This is a genomic window from Kosakonia sp. N21 (genome assembly GCF_050587465.1).
GTDB lineage: Bacteria > Pseudomonadota > Gammaproteobacteria > Enterobacterales > Enterobacteriaceae.
Window position 1 is genome coordinate 49,291 of record NZ_JBOBHR010000009.1, and the last position, 21,508, is coordinate 70,798.

21 protein-coding genes are annotated in these 21,508 nt (G+C 57.3%); 9 read left to right on the forward strand and 12 right to left on the reverse strand.

Going from position 1 to position 21,508, the window contains the following annotated elements:
* Window positions 1-7: 7 nt before the first annotated feature.
* From hutG to hutU, 3 genes are read right to left on the reverse strand one after another with little or no spacing between them, the layout of a single operon-like run.
* Window positions 8-808 (reverse strand): N-formylglutamate deformylase, encoded by an 801-nt coding sequence (hutG, locus tag ACQ3G7_RS19750; RefSeq protein ID WP_430891468.1) that lies wholly within the window; start codon window positions 806-808, stop codon window positions 8-10.
* A complete protein-coding gene (hutI, locus tag ACQ3G7_RS19755; protein WP_430891470.1) occupies window positions 801-2,009 on the reverse strand; it encodes an imidazolonepropionase in 1,209 nt (402 codons plus the stop codon). The genes hutG and hutI overlap by 8 nt, the downstream gene beginning before the upstream one ends.
* Window positions 2,010-2,057: 48 nt before the next feature.
* Complete coding sequence (hutU, locus tag ACQ3G7_RS19760) at window positions 2,058-3,737, reverse strand: urocanate hydratase (RefSeq protein WP_430891472.1); 1,680 nt, start codon at window positions 3,735-3,737, stop codon at window positions 2,058-2,060.
* Window positions 3,738-4,213: 476 nt separating this feature from the next.
* Between hutU and ACQ3G7_RS19765 the strand changes: the two genes are divergently transcribed.
* The 5 genes from ACQ3G7_RS19765 to ACQ3G7_RS19785 are packed head-to-tail and all read left to right on the forward strand — an operon-like array spanning window position 4,214 to window position 9,121.
* Window positions 4,214-5,311, forward strand: coding sequence for an ABC transporter ATP-binding protein (locus ACQ3G7_RS19765; protein WP_430891474.1), 1,098 nt, complete (start codon window positions 4,214-4,216; stop codon window positions 5,309-5,311).
* Window positions 5,308-5,952, forward strand: coding sequence for an ABC transporter permease (locus ACQ3G7_RS19770; RefSeq protein ID WP_430891476.1), 645 nt, complete (start codon window positions 5,308-5,310; stop codon window positions 5,950-5,952). Before ACQ3G7_RS19765 ends, ACQ3G7_RS19770 begins: the two co-directional genes overlap by 4 nt.
* 3 nt (window positions 5,953-5,955) lie before the next feature.
* Window positions 5,956-6,636 carry an ABC transporter permease gene (locus ACQ3G7_RS19775; protein WP_430891478.1) on the forward strand — a complete coding sequence of 227 codons (681 nt, stop codon included), beginning with the start codon at window positions 5,956-5,958 and terminating at the stop codon, window positions 6,634-6,636.
* A gap of 26 nt (window positions 6,637-6,662) precedes the next feature.
* Window positions 6,663-7,547, forward strand: coding sequence for an ABC transporter substrate-binding protein (locus ACQ3G7_RS19780; RefSeq protein WP_430891480.1), 885 nt, complete (start codon window positions 6,663-6,665; stop codon window positions 7,545-7,547).
* 14 nt (window positions 7,548-7,561) lie between these two features.
* Window positions 7,562-9,121, forward strand: a complete 1,560-nt coding sequence (locus ACQ3G7_RS19785; RefSeq protein ID WP_430891482.1) for an HAL/PAL/TAL family ammonia-lyase — start codon at window positions 7,562-7,564, stop codon at window positions 9,119-9,121.
* Between the two features lie 15 nt (window positions 9,122-9,136).
* On the opposite strand, the gene ACQ3G7_RS19790 is transcribed toward ACQ3G7_RS19785, so the two are convergent.
* Together ACQ3G7_RS19790 and hutC are read right to left on the reverse strand one after the other, a co-directional pair.
* Window positions 9,137-9,694, reverse strand: a complete 558-nt coding sequence (locus tag ACQ3G7_RS19790) for a HutD/Ves family protein (RefSeq protein ID WP_430891484.1) — start codon at window positions 9,692-9,694, stop codon at window positions 9,137-9,139.
* The gene (gene hutC / locus ACQ3G7_RS19795; RefSeq protein ID WP_263099269.1) at window positions 9,691-10,452 is read right to left on the reverse strand and encodes a histidine utilization transcriptional repressor HutC; all 762 of its coding nucleotides are present in this window, start codon (window positions 10,450-10,452) and stop codon (window positions 9,691-9,693) included. Before hutC ends, ACQ3G7_RS19790 begins: the two co-directional genes overlap by 4 nt.
* A gap of 106 nt (window positions 10,453-10,558) precedes the next feature.
* On the opposite strand from hutC, the gene ACQ3G7_RS19800 reads away from it, so the two are divergent.
* Window positions 10,559-11,926, forward strand: coding sequence for a formimidoylglutamate deiminase (locus ACQ3G7_RS19800; protein WP_430891487.1), 1,368 nt, complete (start codon window positions 10,559-10,561; stop codon window positions 11,924-11,926).
* A gap of 33 nt (window positions 11,927-11,959) precedes the next feature.
* On the opposite strand, the gene ACQ3G7_RS19805 is transcribed toward ACQ3G7_RS19800, so the two are convergent.
* The 5 genes from ACQ3G7_RS19805 to ACQ3G7_RS19825 form a co-directional block, all read right to left on the reverse strand.
* Window positions 11,960-12,571 (reverse strand): alpha/beta hydrolase, encoded by a 612-nt coding sequence (locus ACQ3G7_RS19805; protein ID WP_430891489.1) that lies wholly within the window; start codon window positions 12,569-12,571, stop codon window positions 11,960-11,962.
* 9 nt (window positions 12,572-12,580) lie between these two features.
* Complete coding sequence (locus tag ACQ3G7_RS19810; protein ID WP_430891491.1) at window positions 12,581-13,537, reverse strand: glutathione S-transferase family protein; 957 nt, start codon at window positions 13,535-13,537, stop codon at window positions 12,581-12,583.
* A 10-nt stretch (window positions 13,538-13,547) separates the two neighbouring features.
* Window positions 13,548-13,955, reverse strand: a complete 408-nt coding sequence (locus ACQ3G7_RS19815) for a DoxX family protein (protein ID WP_263099273.1) — start codon at window positions 13,953-13,955, stop codon at window positions 13,548-13,550.
* Between the two features lie 103 nt (window positions 13,956-14,058).
* Window positions 14,059-14,970, reverse strand: coding sequence for a LysR family transcriptional regulator (locus ACQ3G7_RS19820; RefSeq protein WP_430891493.1), 912 nt, complete (start codon window positions 14,968-14,970; stop codon window positions 14,059-14,061).
* Window positions 14,971-15,031: 61 nt separating this feature from the next.
* Window positions 15,032-15,892 carry a helix-turn-helix transcriptional regulator gene (locus ACQ3G7_RS19825; protein ID WP_430891495.1) on the reverse strand — a complete coding sequence of 287 codons (861 nt, stop codon included), beginning with the start codon at window positions 15,890-15,892 and terminating at the stop codon, window positions 15,032-15,034.
* Between the two features lie 164 nt (window positions 15,893-16,056).
* Here ACQ3G7_RS19825 and ACQ3G7_RS19830 point away from each other — a divergent pair, with 164 nt between their 5' ends.
* The 3 genes from ACQ3G7_RS19830 to ACQ3G7_RS19840 are packed head-to-tail and all read left to right on the forward strand — an operon-like array spanning window position 16,057 to window position 20,437.
* Window positions 16,057-17,880, forward strand: coding sequence for a DUF2264 domain-containing protein (locus ACQ3G7_RS19830; RefSeq protein ID WP_430891497.1), 1,824 nt, complete (start codon window positions 16,057-16,059; stop codon window positions 17,878-17,880).
* A 58-nt stretch (window positions 17,881-17,938) separates the two neighbouring features.
* The gene (locus ACQ3G7_RS19835; RefSeq protein ID WP_430891499.1) at window positions 17,939-19,207 is read left to right on the forward strand and encodes an oligosaccharide MFS transporter; all 1,269 of its coding nucleotides are present in this window, start codon (window positions 17,939-17,941) and stop codon (window positions 19,205-19,207) included.
* A gap of 39 nt (window positions 19,208-19,246) precedes the next feature.
* Window positions 19,247-20,437 carry a glycoside hydrolase family 88 protein gene (locus tag ACQ3G7_RS19840; RefSeq protein WP_430891501.1) on the forward strand — a complete coding sequence of 397 codons (1,191 nt, stop codon included), beginning with the start codon at window positions 19,247-19,249 and terminating at the stop codon, window positions 20,435-20,437.
* Between the two features lie 42 nt (window positions 20,438-20,479).
* Here the strand turns inward: ACQ3G7_RS19840 and ACQ3G7_RS19845 are convergent, their stop codons facing one another.
* Window positions 20,480-20,794, reverse strand: a complete 315-nt coding sequence (locus ACQ3G7_RS19845) for a putative quinol monooxygenase (protein WP_061493131.1) — start codon at window positions 20,792-20,794, stop codon at window positions 20,480-20,482.
* Window positions 20,795-20,828: 34 nt separating this feature from the next.
* Window positions 20,829-21,410 (reverse strand): NAD(P)H-dependent oxidoreductase, encoded by a 582-nt coding sequence (locus ACQ3G7_RS19850; RefSeq protein WP_263099279.1) that lies wholly within the window; start codon window positions 21,408-21,410, stop codon window positions 20,829-20,831.
* Window positions 21,411-21,508: the final 98 nt, after the last annotated feature.

The following is a 21,508-nucleotide window of genomic DNA, read 5'->3' on the forward strand; positions in this document are numbered from 1 at the left end:
TTTTTTCTTAGCGGCGCAGATGCCGCTCGCCCCACTCCAGCGCGGTGTTGATCAGCGCGCTCAGTAACTCCCGGAACCGCTCGCTCTTCTCTTCTGACCAGGTAAATCGCTCCTCATCCATGTAGCAGCATTGCGCAACTTCAAGCTGCACCGCATGAATGTGCTGCTGCGGGTCACCATAGTGGCGAGTGATATAACCGCCTTTAAAGCGGCCATTTAACACCTTCGTGTAGTGCGGAAACGCCTCACAGCGCGCCAGCAATGCGGCACTCAGATCCGGCGCACAGCTTGCGCCATCGGCCGTCCCAAAATTGAGATCCGGCAGCTTACCGTCGAACAGGCGCGGCACCACCGACTTGATCGAATGTGCATCCCATAACAAGGCATAACCGAAAGTGTCGCGCAGCCTTGTCAGCTCCTGCATCAGCGCCTGATGATAAGGCTGCCACAGGTGCTGCAAAATTGCGGCTTTCATCGCCTCATCCGGCGCTTGCCCGGCATTAAACAATGGTTCACCGTCAAAGAACGTGGCCGGGAACAGGCCGGTGGTGGCCGTGCTGTACAGGGGTTTATCGTCGGCCGGGCGATTTAAATCCACCACATAGCGGGAGTAGTTTGCGCTCAGTACGCTCGCGCCCAGCGCGCGAATGGGCTGATAAAGCCGAGGAATGTGCCAGTCGGTATCTTCCAGCCGCTGCGCACGGGGCGTCAGCGCGGCGGCGATCTCCGGCGTCAGTTGTGTGCCGGGGTGCGGCATACTCACCAGCAACGGCAGCGTGCCCTGATGTAATTCGAACCCGTTAATCATGCCAGACTTCCTCCCCCTTGTAGATCACCCGTTTGGATAACGTGCCGCCCAGCCAGTAGCTCAGTTCCGCCGGATGATCGACGTCCCACGCCACAAAACTGGCCTCTTTACCTGCCTGTAACGTACCGCAATGCGCACTGATACCTAACGCGCGGGCTGCATGGCAGGTCACCCCCGCCAGCGCCTCTTCCGGTGTCAGACGGAACAGGGTGCAGGCCATGTTCATCATCAGTCGCAGGGATAACACCGGAGACGTGCCGGGGTTCAGGTCGCTGGAAATGGCCATCGGCACCCGGTACTGACGCAGCAGTGCCACGGGCGGCTGTTGCTGCTCGCGTAAAAAGTAGAACGCGCCTGGTAGCAGTACCGCCGTGGTGCCGTGTTGCGCCATCAGCGCAATATCCTCTTCGCACAGGTACTCCAGATGATCGGCCGAAAGGGCGTTGTAGCGGGCCGCCAGCCCTGCGCCATGCAGCAACGAAAGTTGCTCCGCATGCAGTTTCACCGGTAAGCCCAACTGTTGCGCCTTGCGGAACACGCGCTCCACCTGTTCGGGGGAGAAAGCCAGATGTTCGCAAAAGGCGTCTACCGCATCCACCAGTCCTTCTGCGTGCAAATCGGGTAACCAGCGCTGGCAGATGTCGTCGATGTACTCATCAGCACGGTGCGTGTACTCCGCCGGCAACGCATGCGCGGCAAGACAGGTGCTGAAAAGGGTCAACGGCATCTCGTCAGCCAGCATACGGATCACCTGCAACATTTTGCGCTCATCGGCAAAACTGAGGCCGTAGCCGGACTTGATCTCCAGCGCCGTGACGCCGTCTTTGCGCAGTGCGTCAATGCGTTTGCGGGCGCTGTCCAGCAGTTGCTGTTGATCGGCGTGACGGGTGGCATTGACGGTGCTGATAATGCCGCCGCCTGCTGCCGCAATCTCTGCATAGCTCGCCCCGTTGAGCCGCATCTCAAACTCCTGGCTGCGGTTGCCGCCAAACACGCTATGGCTGTGGCAATCAATCAGCCCAGGCGTAACCAGATGTCCATGCAGATCCACGTCATTATCCACCGATCCTTCCGGCTGCATTCCCTCTTTGCCCAGCCATACAATCTGCGGGCCATCGGTCAGCATGGCTGCCCCGGTTATCAGGTTATATTGCCCGTCCACCATGGTGGCAATCTGACAATGGCGCCATAAAGTACGCATAAGCGTTCTCCCGTGATGATAGTGCGCGGTGGTTACCGCGCCTTTAAATCATGACCCAGAAATCATCGGCAGGTTGAGACCGTGTTCGTTGGCGCAGGCAATGGCCGAATCGTAGCCCGCATCCGCATGGCGCATCACGCCTGTCGCCGGATCGTTATGCAGCACGCGGGCAATACGCTCTGCGGCTTCATCTGTGCCGTCACATACCACCACCATTCCGGAATGTTGGGAAAAGCCCATACCCACCCCGCCGCCGTGGTGCAGAGAGACCCAGGTCGCGCCGCTGGCGGTATTCAGCAATGCATTCAGCAGCGGCCAGTCGGAAACGGCATCAGAGCCATCTTTCATCGACTCCGTTTCCCGGTTAGGGCTGGCGACGGAACCTGAATCGAGGTGGTCGCGGCCAATGACAATCGGCGCGGAAACTTCGCCACGTCTGACCATTTCGTTAAAGGCCAGCCCCAGCTTCGCGCGCTGCCCCAGACCAACCCAGCAGATACGCGCCGGCAAGCCCTGGAAACTGATGCGCTCTTTCGCCATATCCAGCCAGCGGTGCAGGTGTGCATCGTCGGGAATCAGCGCTTTCACCTTTTCATCGGTACGATAGATATCTTGCGGATCGCCGGACAGCGCCGCCCAACGGAACGGGCCGATCCCCCGGCAAAACAGCGGGCGAATATAGGCGGGCACAAAACCAGGAAAGTCGAACGCGTTGCTGACGCCCATCTCTTTCGCCATCTGGCGGATGTTATTGCCATAATCAAACGTGGGAATGCCCTGCTGCTGGAAGGCGAGCATCGCTTTCACATGCTCCGCCATAGAGGCTTTTGCCACCTGGATCACCTGCGCAGGCTCTGTTTTCGCGCGTTCGCGGTAGGTTTCCCACTGCCAGCCGATGGGCAGATAGCCGTTCAGTGGATCGTGGGCGCTGGTTTGATCGGTGACGAGATCCGGGCGCACACCGCGTTTAACCAGCTCTGGCAATATCTCTGCTGCGTTGCCGTGCAGCGCAACGGAAACCGCTTTGCCCTCGCGGGTATAGCGATGAATTCGCGCCAGCGCATCATCCAGATCGCTTGCCTGCTCGTCCACATAGCCGGTGCGCAGACGGAAATCGATACGCGACTGCTGGCACTCAATGTTCAGTGAACAGGCGCCAGCCAGCGTGGCTGCCAGCGGCTGCGCACCGCCCATGCCGCCCAGTCCCGCGGTCAGTACCCAACGCCCGCTCAGTGAACCGTTATAGTGCTGGCGACCCGCTTCCACGAAGGTTTCGTAGGTGCCCTGCACGATCCCCTGGCTGCCAATATAGATCCAGGATCCGGCGGTCATCTGCCCGTACATCGCCAGCCCTTTGGCATCCAGTTCATTAAAGTGTTCCCAGTTCGCCCAATGGGGAACAAGGTTGGAGTTGGCGATCAGCACCCGGGGAGCATTCGTATGGGTTTTAAACACGCCCACCGGTTTGCCGGACTGCACCAGCAGCGTTTCATCGTCATTGAGCTGTTTCAGCGCCTCAACCATTTTATCGAAGCACTCCCAGTTACGCGCCGCACGACCAATTCCCCCGTAGACCACCAGTTCTTTGGGATTTTCCGCGACGTCAGGATCCAGATTATTCATCAACATGCGCAGCGGGGCTTCCGTCAGCCAGCTTTTTGCATTCAATGTTGTGCCGTGCGGCGCCCTGATTTCAACATCACGATAACGGGAAAATTCACTACTCATGCGGTTTACCTTCTCTGTTGGCTAGCGGAATAAATGCTCGCTGAAATGGCGATATCATTTTGCAGTATCTTGTATATACATGATAAGCACATACGGTGCCACTTTGATCATTTTATTTATTTTCGAGTAAAAACAGCCTGTTAAAAACGTACTTTTTATTGGTGTGCGTTTATCAGCCTGATTTGTTGCTGTTTTCCTGCACCGTTATTGTGCGTGACGAGGAGATTTGTGAGCAATTCAGGTGCAAGAAAAGCGAACCGGGTGCTGATGGCAACGCAGGTGAATAGACCTTTTTCCACGGACTCTGAACGCTTTTGTTGATTTAACCTTATGTTTTTATGTTTTTTTATTTGAATGCGGGATTGTTGCAATGACGTTATGGCACATGGCTTGCAAGTTGTACATACAAGGATATACATACGGCCTGTTACCCGGCCCTGTTCTTTGGCGGCACATGATGACCATAAGGCGTAGCGATGATTACTTTCAATAATGTGACCAAGCATTATGACGACGGCACCGTCGTGGTGGATGGCCTGAACCTGGTTGCGCCGGGAGGGAAAATTACCGTACTGGTGGGGCCGTCCGGCTGCGGAAAAACCACCTCATTACGGATGATCAACCGGCTGGTGGAACCCTCTTCCGGCACCATTTTGCTGAACGGTGAATCCACCGCGCAAATGGATGTGGTGCAACTGCGTCGACGCATTGGTTACGTCATCCAGAATGCCGGGCTGTTTCCGCATAAAACTATCCTCGATAACATCGCCACTACCGCCATCCTTAACGGTGCGACCAAAAGCAAAGCCAGAGCCAGAGCGGGGGAACTGTTGGAGGTGGTCGGGCTGGCGTCGCAACTGGCAAAACGTTACCCGTGGCAGCTCTCCGGCGGGCAACAACAGCGCGTTGGCGTGGCCCGTGCGCTGGCCGCTGACCCGGAATTTATGCTGATGGATGAACCCTTCAGCGCAGTCGACCCGGTGGTGCGCGAACAGTTGCAGGAGGAGTTTCTGCGCATTCAGAAGGCGGTGAGCAAGACCATTATTATGGTCACCCACGACATTGATGAAGCGATGAAGCTGGGGGACTGCGTGGCGGTTTTGAAACCCGGCGGCAAGCTGGCGCAACTGGCGACGCCCGGGGAATTGCTGAATGCGCCGCAAAGCGAATTTGTGGCGGACTTTATTGGCCGCGATCGCGGCTATCGCAAACTCAGTTTTCACGCTTCCGGGCCACTGCCTGCGCTTCAGGCGGAACCTGCCATTGAAATGGGCGCATCCCTTTCACAAGCGTGCGCCGCCAGCGCGCAACGCTGGTTATTGGTCACGCAGCAGGGCAAAGCCTGTGGCTGGTTCGACACTCACCAGCAGGTAGAGATTATTGCTCCGGAAAACATCAACCTGGGCGCTACCTTTTCGCCACAGGGCGGCACGCTGCGTCAGTTGCTGGACTCGGCGTTAAGCTCTCCCTGTCATCGCGCTGTGGTGGTTGACGAACAGCACCGACCGGTGGGATCGCTGTCGCTGGAAAAGGTGCTGGATGCCTGCAAGTCGCTGACGCAGGAGGCGCTATGAGGTTTGACTGGCTGTGGGCGCAGAGCGACCGAATCCTCTCACTGCTGTTGTGGCACTGCTACTTGTCGATTACGCCAATCATGATAGGGCTGCTACTGGCCGTTCCGGTTGGCTGGGCGGTGCACAGCCTGCCGGGCGTCAAAGCGATGATCCTCAATCTTTTTGGCCTGCTGTACACCATTCCGTCGCTGGCGCTGTTTGTGCTGTTGCCGCCATTGCTGAATACGCAAATCCTCGATCCGCTCAACGTGGTGGTGGCGCTGACCATTTACAGCTTTGCGCTGCTGGTCAGGACGGTGTGCGACGGGCTGGATTCGGTCTCCACTGAGACCCGGCAGTCTGCTTATGCGCTGGGCTACACACCGCTGCAACAGTTCCTGCAAATCGATCTGCCGCTTGCCGTACCGGTGATTGGTGCGGGTCTGCGCGTCGCGGTGGTGTCCAACGTCAGTATTGTCTCCGTGGCGGCGCTGATTGGCGCGCCGCAGTTGGGGTCGCTGTTTACGCAGGGTTTTCAGTTGCAGTTTCTCACGCCGATTATCGCCGGTATTGCGCTGTGTATCATGCTGGCGCTGGTGCTTGATGCGCTGGTCGTGGCGACAACCCGCGTCTTGAGCCGCTGGCAACCTAAAAGGGGATGAGCAATGTCTGAATGGTTTTTCGATCCCAGCCACTGGTACGGCGATGATGGCATTGCGCCTCTGCTGTTACAGCATGTGGGCTATAGCGCAGCGGCGCTGGCATTCGCCATCGCCATTGCTTTCCCGGTGGGTTGCTATACCGGGCATACCGGCAAAGGGGAAGCGCTGTTAATTGGCACAACGAACGCCCTGCGCTCGCTGCCCTCGTTTGGTCTGATTATCTTGCTGGTGATCCTGCTGGCGGGCTATTTCGAATCGGATATGGCCTTTGTACTGCCTTGCATCATTGTGCTGGTGGTTCTGGCGTTGCCTCCGGTGGCGCTGGGCGTGCATGCGGGTATTCGCTCGGTGGATCCGGGCGTGCACGATGCAGCGAAAGGCATTGGCCTGACCCCGTTGCAGGTGCTGATGCAGGTGGAGTTACCCTGCGCTGCGCCGCTGATCCTCTCCGGTATTCGCAGCGCGGCGCTGCAAATCGTCTCTACCGCGACCATCGCGGCGTATGTGTCGCTTGGCGGCCTCGGGCGGCTGATCATCGATGGTAGAGCGGCGAATGACTTCGCCCAAATGACCGCCGGCGCGATCCTCGTCGCGCTGCTGGCACTGATGATTGATCTCTTATTTTCGCTCGCCGGGAAAGTGATGGTGTCACCAGGCATCTCCCGGCGTACCCACAACCAGTAGTCCTTTAATAACAGAAGGTTAATACGATGAATGTTCAGAAACGCTCTCTTATGTTGCTCAGTGCCGCACTGCTGTCTGTCGCTTCTTCTGTCTGGGCTGCGGACGCCGGTCAGAAAGTCATTATCGGCTCGGCGGATTTTCCGGAAAACCAGTTGCTGGCGACCATTTACGCCGGGGCGCTGGAAGCGCAGAACATTCCGGTAGAGAAAAAACTCAATATCGGCAGCCGCGAAGTCTATATTCCGGCGCTGCTTGATGGCTCTATCAACGTAATCCCGGAGTACAGCGGCGCGCTGCTGAGCTATCTGGATGCGAAAAATACCGCGCACAGCTCTGAAGAGGTGGCAACAGCGCTGGCCACGAAACTGCCGAAAAATGTCAGCATGCTGAACACCTCCGCGGCGCAGAACAGTGATGTGCTTGCGGTGACGAAAAAGACCGCCGACAAGTACAAACTGAAAACCATCGACGATCTGAAGCCGATTGCCGGTGAACTGGTGCTTGGCGGCCCGGCGGAGTGGAAAACCCGCCATGAAGGCGTTCCCGGTCTGCGCGAGGTCTACGGCCTGAATTTCAAAAGCTTTAAAGTGCTGGATGTTGCCGGTCCGTTGACGCTGACCGCCCTGAAAAACAACCAGATCCAGGTCGCGGATCTCACCTCCACTACGCCGGAGATCAAAAAAGATCACCTGGTGGCGCTTGATGATCCCAAACACCTGTTTGCAGCGCAGAATATTGTTCCCATCGTCGCCAGCGCCACGCTGAACCCGACCATTCAGAGCACGCTGAACACGATCTCCGCTCAATTGACGACCGAGGATCTGATTGCCATGAATGAACAGCTTGCTGAGTTCGCCAGCATTGACGATGTGGCGCACCAGTGGCTGGTTAAACACCAACTGAGCAAGTAAGGAACGGCAGCAAAATGACGACAATTACCCTTTCTTCCGCGCAACAGACAGATGCGGTGACATTAGGCCGGGCCGCCACGACCCTTGATGAACTGGTGCGCATTGCCGATGGCGCGCCAGTGGCGCTGGATCCTGATGCGCTGTCGCACATGGATACGGTCAGCGGGTATATTCACAACGCCATTACCCGTGGCGACGTGATCTATGGCCTGACGACCGGCGTGGGAGATCTGGTGACTGAACGTCTCTCTGCGGATCAGATTGCCAGCATGCAACTTAATATGTTGCGCAGTCATGCCTGTGGCATGGGGGCGGATCTGTCGGTGCGGGAAGTGCGGGCGATGATGGCGGTGATGCTGAAATCGTTGCTGCAAGGATGCAGCGGCGTCAGTGCTGAACTGGCGCAGCGGATGGCGCTAATGCTGAACCGGCAGCTGACTCCGTGGTCTCCGGCAGGTGGATCCGTTGGCTATCTGATTGCCACCGCGCATATCGGTTTATCCCTGTTTGGCGAAGGGCAGTGCTGGTATGAGGGGCAGTTACTGCCTTCCGCTGATGCGCTGGCAAAGGCGGGGATCCCGCCCCGAATCCCTGGCCCGCGTGAAGGGCATGCGCTGATCAGCGGCACGTACGAAATCACCGCGTTGGCCTGCCTGGCGGTGCGGGATTTTGAACAGTTGCTGCCGGTCGCGGATATGGCGGGCGGCATGTGCCTTGAAGCGTTGAAAGGCAACACGCGCGGCTACGATGCACGGCTGCATGCGCTACGCCCCCATGACGGGCAGCAGGAAACGGCGCGCATTTTGCGCCGCTTATTGCAGGGAAGCGACATTCTTCAACATTACCGCGACCATCGGGTGCAGGATGCGCTCAGCCTGCGTTGCATTCCGCAGATCCACGGCGCGGTACGTGATCAACTGGCGCATTGCCGCCATATCGTGACCACTGAACTTAATTCGGTCACCGATAACCCGGTATTTTTAATCGAAGCGGATGCACTGGTGACGTTGCCGGGCGGCAACGGGCATGGCGCGCCGCTGGCACTGGCGCTGGATGCGCTGGCGGTGGCGATTGCCCAGCTCAGTACCGCCTCGCAGGCACGTTCAGACCGTATCACTAACGTACATCTCAGCGGTCTGCCCGCGTTTCTGGTGGGCAAAAGCGGCGCCAATTCCGGGATGATGATCCCGCCGTATGTCGCTGCCGCGCTCGCCGGGGATAACCGTAGCCTGGCTGCGCCCGCCAGTGTGCACACGGTATCGACCTGCGCCGGGCAGGAAGATCATATCAGCATGGGCGTGTCGGCGGCGCGTAAGGCGCGGCAAGCAGTGGCGAACGCGGTGGATATTGTGGCGATTGAACTGCTGTGCGCCTGCCAGGCGATTGAGTTCCACCGCCCGCTGCGGGCATCCGTTGGCACGGAGTTAACGTTGGCGCAGGTGCGTGAGCGGGTGGCGTTTCGTGAAACGGATACGGCGCTCTATCCGGATATGCACGCGGTGCGCGATCTGATTGCCAGCGGTGAGTTGAGCCGCCAGCTTTGCGCGCTGATTAGCGACGCCGACAATGGATAAACGCCAGCGTCGCGATTAGCGGGGGAGGAGCGTTACGCAGGCGAAAAGCGTGTCTGCGCCTGCGTCGACCGTGAGGGTTGCCGGAGCATCGATCAACAGGCTGTCGTAATGCTGCAAGGTAAATAACTGCGCGTTAACGGTGACATCCAGCACGTCACCGGCGTTAAACAGCAGCAGGGTGCCTTGCGGGTGCGTCCACTCTCCAGCGCGCGCCCAGCGAACGGCGGCCTGTGTGGTTTGCGGGTTGTAGATAACATTGAAATCCAGCAGCGGCCCACCGACTACTTCGCAGTATGTGTCGCTGTCGCCGTTAAAATCCGTTGCCTGAAAAGGGGGGATCAATGCGCTGCGCTGGCCGTCCAGGGTGAGGAACATGCCGTCGCCTTCCAGCACGCTGATATTTCGCAGGTAGCCAGAGAAACGCGAGAACGCACCGTTCTCGCGAATGGTGGCGACCGATACGCGCCAGTCGTACGCTTCGCTTCCGGGAAAACGACACACTTCACGGGTCACGCCCTGGCCGTTTTTCCAGCGCATCTGTGCATAGTCGGCGTAGGGCAGCAGCACGGTCATTTGCGCATGCTTCCTTCCAGCCGGTAGCGCGGGCCAGGGTAGACCAGCCGCACGCTGGTGACGATTTTTTTGTCCTGGCGACCGGTCCAGGTGCGGCGATTGACCTGTAAGCAAGGAGTGTGCTCATCGATTTCCAGGTACGCGCACTCCGTACGGGGCACGTTGACCGCCTCGATAATGTGTTCCCCTTCCACAATCGGCGCGATGGAGGAGAGATAGGCGTTCGGGGTGATGCGGGTAAAATCCTGTTGCAGATAGTCCGGCACAATCAGCGCATTCACCAGCCGGTCTTCCAGCATCACCGGTACGCCGTTTTCGTAATGGCAGATCAGCGAGTGGAACAGGCGGCTGCCTTTTGGCAGGTTAAACGCCAGCGCTTGCTGGGCATCGGCATGCAACTGGGTCAGTTCAAGCACCCGGGCGTGGTGGCGATGACCACGGCTGATAATCTCATCGGCGATGTTATTGATTTCCAGCAGCGCAGACTGCCCGCGTACTTCGGCGACAAAGGTGCCGACGCCCTGCATACGCACCAGCAGGCCTTCGGCGGTCAGCTCGCGCAGGGCGCGGTTAATGGTCATGCGGCTATAGCCGAACTGGCTAACCAGTTCACTTTCGGACGGCACGCGGAAATTAACCGGCCAGACACCGCTGTGAACATTGGTTTTGATCATGCTTTTTACCCTTTCATAGAAAGGGGCGGGCTGATCCAGATGCCCTTCTTCAGCCACTGCTTTAAACACGTCGCTTTGCGCCATTACGCTATCCTCACCTGATGAGTGATAAAGTTTACTCTACCCCCTATTGGATGTATATATATAAACATGTATATACATCTTGTGAATGTCTGCGCGGAGAGGGGATATGGCGGTCTATTTCGCGGCAAAAGCACTGTTGCCGCAAGGTTGGGCAAATAATGTCAGGATCACGGTTTCAGCACAGGGCATGATCGGTGCGCTGGAAAGCGACAGTCAGCCGGGTGATGACGACATCCGGCTGGAGGGTTTTCTGGTGCCGGGAATGCCGAATCTGCACTCGCACGCCTTTCAGCGCGCAATGGCGGGGCTGACCGAAGTGGTGGGCGATCCGGCGGACAGCTTCTGGACATGGCGGGATTTGATGTACCGGCTGGTGGATAAAATCAGCCCGGAACAACTGGAAGTGATTGCCAGCTATCTGTACATCGAAATGCTGAAAGCCGGTTATACCTCGGTGGCGGAGTTTCACTATTTACACCACGATCGCGGCGGCAAACCTTACGCGCAACGCGCAGAACTGGCGCTGCGTATTTCACAGGCGGCCAAAACCGCAGGCATCGGGTTAACGCTACTGCCGGTGCTCTACAGCTATTCCGGTTTTGGCGGGCAGGCGGCGTCCGCCGGGCAGCGTCGTTTTCTTCATGACACCGAAGGCTATCTGGCGCTGCATGAAACGCTCACCGCGCAGCTTGCCAGCGAACCGATGCAGCGTACCGGGCTGTGCTTCCATTCACTGCGGGCGGTGACGCCGGAACAGATGCAGACGGTGCTCGACGCCAGCCCGCAAAAACAGCCGGTGCATATTCACGTCGCTGAACAGCAAAAAGAGGTGGATGACTGCGTCGCCTGGTCCGGCTTGCGCCCGGTGGAGTGGCTGTACCGCCATCAACCGGTAGATGAACACTGGTGCCTGATCCATGCGACGCACGTGACGCCGGAAGAGACGCGCATGATGGCTACGTCCGGTGCGGTGGCGGGCCTGTGTCTGACCACAGAGGCCAATCTTGGCGACGGTATTTTCCCCGGCGCGGATTATCTTACCCGGCGCGGTGCCTGGGGGATTGGCTCCGACAGCCATATTAGCGTCAGCGTCACGGAAGATCTGCGCTGGTTTGAGTACGGGCAACGCCTGAATCAGCGGCGGCGCAATCTTCTGCATCTGCCCGACGAACCCTATATCGGTAATGTGCTGTATCAGGGGGCGTTGCAGGGCGGGCGCAGAGCGTTGGGTCAGCCAATCGGCCAACTGGCGACAGGCGAGCGTGCAGATATGCTGCTGCTGGATAGCCGCGATCCTTTCCTGGCCACTGCCGGCGATCGCGAACGGCTGAACCGCTGGATTTTTGCCTGTGCAGCCAACCCGATAAAAAGGGTCATGACGGGAGGACGCTGGGTGATTGAAGAGGGGCGGCATGTGCACGAAGCACGTATTACTTCTGCCTTTATCCAGGTCATGCAGCAACTGGTGGCGTAATACAGGGATGCCCGGGCGGCATCCCGTCACGCGTTAATCTACGCGGTTAAGCAGGGGTTGCAGGAAACTGGCGGCTTTCATTGCGCCATTGGCGGTGAGGGTATGCGGCACGCCGGGTTCAAAATAGGTATCGACATCGATACCCGCTTCCCCAAGCTCTGCGGCGGCGCGCTCACTCTCTTTCCAGTTGATCACCGGATCGCTCATCCCGTGCACCAACAGCACCGGGGTGTTGCTTGCTGGCTGCCACGGCCGGGCGGAGGCGAGACGACCGGAAAAGGCGACCACCGCCGCCAGCGGCCACTGGCCATTAACCAGCGCGTCCAGCGACATAATGGCTCCCTGAGAGAAGCCCGCCAGCACCAGTTTGTCTCTGCCTGGCTGCACATCATGCTTTTCGAGCAACCCAGTGAGGGTGGCATTGAATGCCGCGCGCGCATCAGCAATACGCCCTGCGCGCGTCTCTTCGGTGATGCCGTTAACGCTAAACCACTGGAAACCCGGTCCCATATCAAAGCGCGACGGCCCGTCCGGCGAAGCCACCAGCACATCGCCCAGCGTCTGCGACCAGTATTTCCCCAGACCGCGTAAGTCGTCGCCGCTGCTGCCGACGCCGTGTAACAGCACAATCAATTTTTTCATCATCGCTTCCTGTCAGAGCCCATAAGCGCTCAAATCCGGCCCTTGCGGGACGATGCCGTTAGGGTTGAGGGCTTTGATGGAGTAGTAGCCCTGCTTAATGTGATCGATATTCACCGTCTCGCGAATGCCGGGGTATGCCAGCATCTGGCGCAGATAGCGGTCCAGGTGTGTGTATTCCGCGAGCTTACGCAGGTTGCATTTAAACAGCCCGTGATAGGCGGCATCAAAGCGCACCAGCGTCACGAACAGGCGGATATCGGCTTCCGTTAACTGCTCGCCACAAAGAAACGGGCGCTGCGCAAGGTGGCTTTCCAGTTTATCCAGTTGCCTGAAGACATCGCTGACCGCTTCTTCATAACTGACCTGCGTGGTGGCAAAACCGGCGCGATAAACCCCATTGTTGAGATTCGGGTAGATCTCCGCGTTCAGGCGGTCGATCTCATCGCGCAGAGGCAGCGGATAGAGATCAAGCGTCTGGTTTGCCAGCTCGCCAAAGCCGCTGTTAAACATGCGCACAATATCGGCCGACTCGTTATTCACAATGGTGTGGGTTTGCTTGTCCCACAGCACCGGCACCGTTGCGCGCCCGGTAAATTTGGCGTCGGTGCGGGTGTAAAGCTGATGCAGCCACTCCGCCTGATTGAGCGTATCGCGATCAGCGCCGGGGTAATCACCGAAATGCCAGCCTTCGTCCAGCAGCCAGGGTTCGACCACGGACACGCTGACGACCGCTTCCAGCCCTTTCAGTTTACGGGCAATCAGCGTACGGGACGCCCACGGGCAGATCAGCGCTACATACAGGTGATAGCGGTCCGGTTCGGCCTGAAAACCACCGTTGCCGGTGACGCCAGCCGACCCGTCCGGCGTGACCCAGTGGCGAAAGCTGGAGGTCTGGCGCACAAAGCCGCCTTTCTCGTCGGTGGCTTGTACAGGGTGCCAGTCCGCTGTCCATTTACCCTCAATCAGCATATAACCTCCGTTAGCTCTGTCGCGTGGTGGGCTTCAGCGCGAATTTACCGTCGCCGGTTAATGCCAGCACCAGCAGACCCACGATCCAGAATGCCGGGAATTCCCAGCCACCGTTCGGGTTGGTGAAGAAGAAGCCCGCCGGACCGTGTACGGTAAAAATAGCGCCAAGCAGGATAGGGATCAGCACGATTGCCACAACACGCGTGTAGACACCGAGGATCAGGGCAATCGCGCCCAGCAGTTCAACGGTCATCGTGACGTAGGCCAGCCAGCCGGGCAGACCCAGAGACGCAAAGAATTTTGCCGTGCCCGCTGGGGTAAACGCGAAAAACTTCAGGCTGAAATGCGCCAGAAACAGAATACCCAGCGCCAGGCGCATCAGCAGAGCAGCATAAGGGGTTGTGCGTTGATCGAACATGGTGGTCTTCCTCTCAGGTCAGTTGATGAGGGGAGTGTACAGTCTTTCCATATCGATGATTATCCGCTCAGAACAGGCATGTTTATTTCCAATATGGAAATTATCACCACCCCTGTTCCCATGCGGGCTGCGGCGAGAAGGATTCCACCAGAAAGTCGATCAGCACGCGGGACTTCTGCGCCAGGTAGCGGGCCGGAGGGTAAACGGCGAACAGCGCCAGCGGCGGTGCTTCATAGGCGCTCAGCAGCGGTTTTACGCGCTGTGCTTTCAGCGCTTTCCCGGCCACAAAAACCGGTATCCGCGCAATACCCAGCCCGGCACAGGCTGCTTCAAGACAGACTTCGGCATTGGAGAACTTCATGCGCCCGCGCACGGGCTGGGCGTGTAGCTGCTGCTGCGCGTCAATAAACGGCCAGTGCCAGGGGTCACGAAAGTTGGTATCGACAATCAGGCTGTGTTGGTCGAGTTGCTGCCAGTGCGACGGTTCACCGTGGCGGGCCAGGTAGTCCGGCGATGCCACCACCACATTGCGTATTGCACACAAACGGCGTGCTACCAGGCTGCTGTCCGTCAGGCTGCCGATGCGTAACGCCAGATCAAAGCCTTCATCCACCACGCTGACCAGCCGGTCGGCAAAGCTGACATCCAGCTCAATGTCCGGATAACGACGGGCGAACGCCACCAGATGCGGCGTCAGTTGCGACGTACCAAAGGTGACGGGCGCAGAGATGCGCAGCAGGCCGGAAGGGGCATTGGCTATGTTGCGTACCGAATCATTGAGAGCGTCATAGTCGGTCAGTAACTGGCGAATGCGCTCGTAATAGGCCTGTCCCACCTCGGTGGGGGTAAGCGAGCGGGTGCTGCGGCGCAGCAGGTTAACGCCCAGTTCATGCTCCAGGCGGGAGATCAGCTTAGAAGCCTGACCGTGACTGGTGCCGCAGCGTTGTGCCGCGCCGGTAAAGCTGCCGGTTTCCATTACCGCCACAAACATGCGATCGCAATCCAGCCGTTCCATATGCTTTTTCCGGTGAAGTTATCAGAGCATCACCATAGCAAAACCGCGCCAGGGGCAACAGTCAGCGCGGCGGCGTCGGGTGATTTTTACGGTACTGTAGCGGCGTTTCACCGATGCCCTTCTTAAACGCGCTGATAAAGTAGGTCACATCGGAAAAACCGACGTCATCGGCAATCTCGCTGATGCTGCGCGCGCTGTGCAACAGGTAATCACAGGCTTTTCGCAGGCGGATGGTGTTCAGGTATTGATGAATATGCTCACCGGTTTCGAAATGGAAACGGCGCGAGACATAGCTACGGGACTTGCCCAGCTCCTGCGACAGCCTGTCGAGACTGAATTTTTGCCGGTAGTTTTCCTCCAGCCAGAACATCACCGGCGTGGCAATGCCGCTGCGCTCTTCCGGTAACTCTTCGTTGGCTTCCGGCAACATGCCCAGCAGGTTAAGTAACAGGCAGGCGACCTGCTCGCCCGTCAGGCTGGCGCAGGCGGCAAGCCTGGCATAACAGCTAAACAGGTGATCGATATGCGGGTGAATATCGGCGGCATCCATCACCACCGCCGCGCCGCCACGCAGTGAAAGACGCTGTAACCGGCTGTGGTTATGGGGGAAATTGCGCAGCTGTTTGAGCACCGCATGGTGATCGACATGAATGATGGTGCGGCGATAACGATCCTGCGCCTGCTCATCCACCATCACTTTATGAATGGTAAAGGGCGGGAAGAAAAACAGCCGACCGGGGCGCATGGTGTACTGGCGGTTATCGACAATCACCACGCCAAAACCCTCTTCGACGTACAGCACTTCCAGACACTGATGCCAGTGGTGGTAACGCACGGTATTGGCGAAAAGCCGACTGAACGACACGATGGCGTCATTCAGGGTGATCAGCTCAAGGCGCTCTGCCTGCCAGTTGTCGTTCATAGTGCAACTGTTCTCAATTTTTACCCGGATGAATCTAGTTATAAACCACGGTTTTAAATTTTCTCAATAGCGGTTTCAGGCAAATTCCGGCGGTGTGACCAGGCTAACATTTCCCCTTCTCGTAGATTCACTATCCTTCAGCCACACCCAAGGGAGAGCAACCTATGCAGACGGCGGAAGTGAAAACATCAAATCCATTGTCATCCCGCGACGACGTGGTCGCCGCGCTGAACACGATGCTGAGCGCGCTGGATCGCCAGTTTCCGGCGGGAGAATCCCGCTTTTCGCTGGGCAACACCAGCGCCCATTACCCTACCGATATTGCAGAGATGGAGGGATTGTCGCGGGCATTATGGGGGCTGTTCCCGTTGATGGCGGGGGGTGATGCCGAACCGTTTAGCCCGAAATACCTGGCGGCGATAAAGCGCGGCACCGATCCGCAGAGCGAGGGCTACTGGGGCGAAACCGGGCCTTACGATCAGCGACTGGTGGAAATGGCCGCCTATGGCCTCGGTCTGGCGCTGCTGGGCGACACGCTCACCGCAAGCTTTAGCGAACGCGAAGTGCATAACCTGCATCGCTGGCTTAACCAGATCACCGATGCAGAGATGCCCGACAGCAACTGGCATTTCTTCGCCATCATGGTGCAACTGGGCTTTAAACGTGCGGGACTCCCCTGGGATGCGGCGGCGATTGAACACCGTTTTGCGATGATGGACGCTTATTATCTGGGCGACGGCTGGTATTCCGATGGTCCAGGCCGGCCGAAAGATTACTACATCCCGATGGCGTTCCATTTTTACGGCCTGGTTTACGCCACGCTGAATGGCGATGACGACCCCGTGCGGGCAGGCATTATCCGCGAACGGGCGCGCCTGTTTGCGCAGGATTTTATTTCGATGTCGGCCGCGGGAGGCGAGTGCGTCCCTTATGGGCGCAGCCTGACGTACCGTTTTGCGATGGTCGCTTTCTGGAGCGCCGTGGCGTTCTCCGGGCTGGATGTTTTTCCGGCTGGCGTGGTGAAAGGGGTGATATTGCGCCATCTGCGCTGGTGGCAAAAACAGCCGATTTTTGACCGCGACGGCATTCTGACGCTGGGTTTTGCCTACCCTAACCTGGCGATGTGCGAAGACTACAACTCACCGGGTTCGCCGTACTGGGCGTTAAAAGTCTTTCTCATTCTGGCGCTGCCCGCCGCGCACCCGTTCTGGTGTGCCGAAGAATTACCCTTGCCGGAGCGGACCGCGCAGCGAACCCTGCCGCACGCCGGGCAAATCCTGGTGCACAGTGACCACGCGCGGCATGTCTGGATGCTCGCGTCCGGGCAGCTTGAGCTGAACAATTACGTCAATACCGAGGCGAAATACACCAAATTTGCCTATTCAAGCCTGTTTGGCTTCACCATTGAACGCGGGCGTTATGGCATTAAACACGCCGCCTGTGACTCCATGTTGCTGCTCAGCGACGGCGATAACTATTTCCGCGGCCGCCGGGAATGTGAAGAGGTGGTGGTCAGCGAACAGGCCATTTTCTCCCGCTGGTCACCGTGGCATGACGTGCATATTGCCACCTGGCTGATTCCCTATGGCGACTGGCACGTGCGGGTACACCGTATTGACTCCGCCCGCCATTTGCAGAGCGTGGAGGGCGGTTTCGCGGTGCTGAAAGCCGCGCATCGCGGCGAAGAGGGCGGGAGCCTGGTGGTGGCGGAAAATGGCATCAGCGCGATTTTCCCACTGGCCAGCACCGTTATGCGTCAGGCGGACAGCGTGGTCACACCGCCGAACAGCAGCATTATGTTTGCTCCCTGCGCGGCGATCCCGGTGTTGCAGGGCGATATCCCCCCAGGCCGCCACTGGCTGGCGTGCGCGGTGCAGGCCGCCGCCTCTGAAGGGGCATTTAATTCCTGCATACCGCAACTGCACAGAGAAGAACAGGCGCTGGTTATTCACCAGGCCGGAAAAGCAAAACACATCATTACCTTTTAATTCCCGGTTATCACCGGATGCCGAACTCTGAACCCTACATGCTTTCGCCGAGGATAGTATGGAAAAGACAGCCATCAACCAGAAAACTGAATATTACAAAATCAGCACATTTATTTTTCTCTATTTCTTTACCTGGTCAGCCAGTATTGGTCTGCTGGCTATCTGGTTAGGACAAAAAGCCAACCTGAGCGGCACGGTCATCGGTACGGTCTTTGCCGTGAACGGTATTTTCTCAGTGATCCTGAAACCGATTTACGGCTATATCCTCGATAAAATCGGCATGAGCAAATATCTGCTCTATTTTGTGGTGCTGATGTCGGCATTAATGGCACCGTTCTTTATTTATGTTTACCAGCCGTTATTAATGTCGAATACGTTGCTGGGGATTATTGTCGGGGCAATCTATTTAAGTTTTGCCTGGTATGCGGGAGTGGCCGCCTGCGAGTCTTATACCGATCGCTACAGCCGTTTAAACGGTATGGAATTTGGTCAGATTCGCATGTGGGGGTCGCTTGGCTGGGCGGTGGCATCCTCGTTTTCCGGCCTGCTGTTTAACCTCTCGCCAGCTTATAACTTTATGATGGGATCGGTCGCTTCGCTGATAATGCTGGCGGTGTTGTTAAGCCTGAAAGTGAATGTCCACTCCACCCATGCCGATGAGGTGCTGACCAAAGAGAAAATCGTCCCGGCGGATGTCTATGCGCTGCTGCGTAACCGCAAATTCTGGGCGTTCTGCCTGTATGTAGCCGGTGTGGCATGGATGATGTTTATCGCCGAACAGCAGTTCTCCCGCTATTTCGTGACCTTCTTTGAGGATGTCCATCAGGGCAACGCCGTCTTTGGTTATCTGGGAACGGTGCAGTCCGGCATGGAGTTCATTATGTATATGGTGATCCCGCTGTTTGTGAATTTTATTGGCGCTAAGCGTGGGTTGCTGATTGTCGGCATGGTGGTGGGGGCGCGGTTAATCATCTCCGGGCTGTGCGAATCGCATCTGCTGATTTCAGTATTAAAACCGCTGTACGGCCTGGAAATCTGCCTGCTGCTGGTGTCGGTATTTAAATATATCGCTGAGCATTTTGATAAACGCGTGAATGCGACCATGTATTTACTTGGTTATCAGGCCATGCTGTATGTTGGTAACGTGGTGGTTTCCTCGCCCGCCGGGATTTTGTATGACCGCATCGGTTTTGAAAATACCTACATCATTATGGGCGGGATTGCGCTGTTGTTTACGCTTGTCTCGCTGTTTACGTTATCCGCTTGCCAGAGCAAATGGCGGCAGAGCGGTTCGCTGGATATTGCCCGTAATAATATGACGCGTTAATGGCTGCGCTAATTATCTGTAAAAAGAAGGAACCGAAATATGTTAAGTAAAATCGTTGAGGAAACGCTACGCGATTATCCAGGCGCTACGATTGATGCGCAGACATTTAAAGATGAACTGGAGACCGCGCGGGCGCATACCCTTGAACTGATTCGCCGTCATTTAACGGAATTCGGAGATAAGTTCCCCGCCGAAACCTGCGTGCAGGGATATTATCCGTTAACCGATAATATCGAGTGGACCACCAGTTTCTGGACCGGGCAATTATGGCTGGCGTGGGAGATGAGCGGTGAGGAACCCTTTCGTGCGCTGGCGGAGCGGCATGTGCGCTCTTTCGGCGTGCGCATCGCCGGGCGTCATGATACTAACACTCACGATTTGGGCTTTTTATACACGCTCTCCTGCGTGGCGGGCTGGCGGTTGACCGGCAATCGGGACGCGCGAGGTTTTGCGTTGCTGGCGGCGGAAGCACTGTTGGAACGCTTCCATCAAAAGGCGCAGATCATCCAGGCGTGGGGCGATCTCGCGGATCCGGAGCAGGCCGGTCGCATGATCATCGACTGCAACATGAACCTGCCGCTGCTCTATTGGGCAACGGAGCAAACCGGGGATCGGCGTTTTGCCGACGCGGCTGTGGCCCACGTGCAGCAGGCGGCGAAATACCTGATCCGCGAAGATGCATCCACCTTCCATACTTACTATATGGACGTGAAAACCGGTGCACCGCGCTACGGCAATACGCAGCAAGGCTATGCGGATGACTCATGCTGGTCGCGCGGTCAGGCGTGGGGGATCTACGGTTTTCTGTTGAGTTTCATTTATACCGGCGACCGCGAGATGGTGGCGCTGTCGAAACGGCTGGCTAACTATTTCCTCAACCGCTTACCGGACGATGCGGTCTGCCATTGGGATTTGGCGCTGGTCGGCACCGACGCGCTGCGGGACTCCTCGTCGGCCGCGATTGCCGTGTGTGGTTTGCTGGAGCTGATTAAGCACCTGCCAGTGACCGATCCGGATCGCGCGCGTTATCAGCAGTGGGCTATGCAGATCATGTCATCGTTAGGCAAACACTACCTGGCGGGGAAAAACGAGGCCACTACCGGGTTGCTCAAGCATTCGGTTTACCATCTGGCGAGCAATAAAGGGGTGGATGAGTGCTGTAGCTGGGGGGATTATTTCTATGTGGAGGCGCTGGCGCGGTTTTCGCAAAGCTGGAAACTCTACTGGTAGGTAACACTTCCCTCTCCCGGCAGGGAGAGGGGAAGACAACACTCAGAGACCCGCTTCCAGAATACGGATATGGGTTTCCAGCACATCGCCTTTTACTGCTTCGCTCCACGCTTTCATATGCGGCGTTTGCAGATGGGCTTCAAGGTGCGCCACGCTTTCCCATACTTCCACCATCATGATGGAGTCCGGTGCGGTGGTTTGAAAGCTCACGTTCGCGGCGTGATCCACCAGCGGCGCATAGCCATGACATCCTTCTTCCTGCAATACAACCGGCACTATCTTCGCGAACTGATCGAGAACCGCCTGGCGATGATGTTGCCCTGGACGGGTACGGATTTCTGCAATTACTGTCAACATGATTAACCTACTCCCTATAAGTCCAGCTTCACAGTTAAGCAAAAATCTCCGTCAGATGCTTGCGATATTCTGCGATATAACGCGGGACATCCGGCATTTTGATCACATCATTGGTGATAAAGGTCGGCAGCGCGTCCATACCAAGGAACTGATTTGCCTTGTGAAACGGCAGATAGACGCCGTCTACGCCAACACCGTGGAAGAACTGTTCTTTCTCGGTAAAGGCTTCCATTGGCGCGTTCCAGGTCAGCGACAACATATAGGTTTTGCCCTGAATCAGGCCGCCGGAACCGTATTTTTTCGAGGCGTCGGAACGGGTGCGGCCATCGCTGGCGTAGAGTGCGCCGTGGCCTTCGGTGAAAACATCGTCCATATATTTTTTCACCGTCCAGGGTGCGCCCATCCACCAGCCTGGCATCTGCCAGATGATGGTGTCCGCCCACAGGAAGTTCTGCACTTCTTCTTTTACGTCATACTCGCCGTCAGCGCGGACGGTGCGAACATCATGCCCGGCGTCGCGCAGAAAACTTTCCGCGACCTCGGTCAGGGTGTCATTCAGTTGACCTTTTGAGTGGGCGAATTGCTTCGCGCCATTGATAATCAGAATATTGCTCATGGGATTTCCTCAGCGAAATACGTTTGCGGGCCATGGTATCCCGAACGACGGTGCGGTGAAATTGGCAAAAAGTGCAAAGACTTTTGCTTTCACAGCAA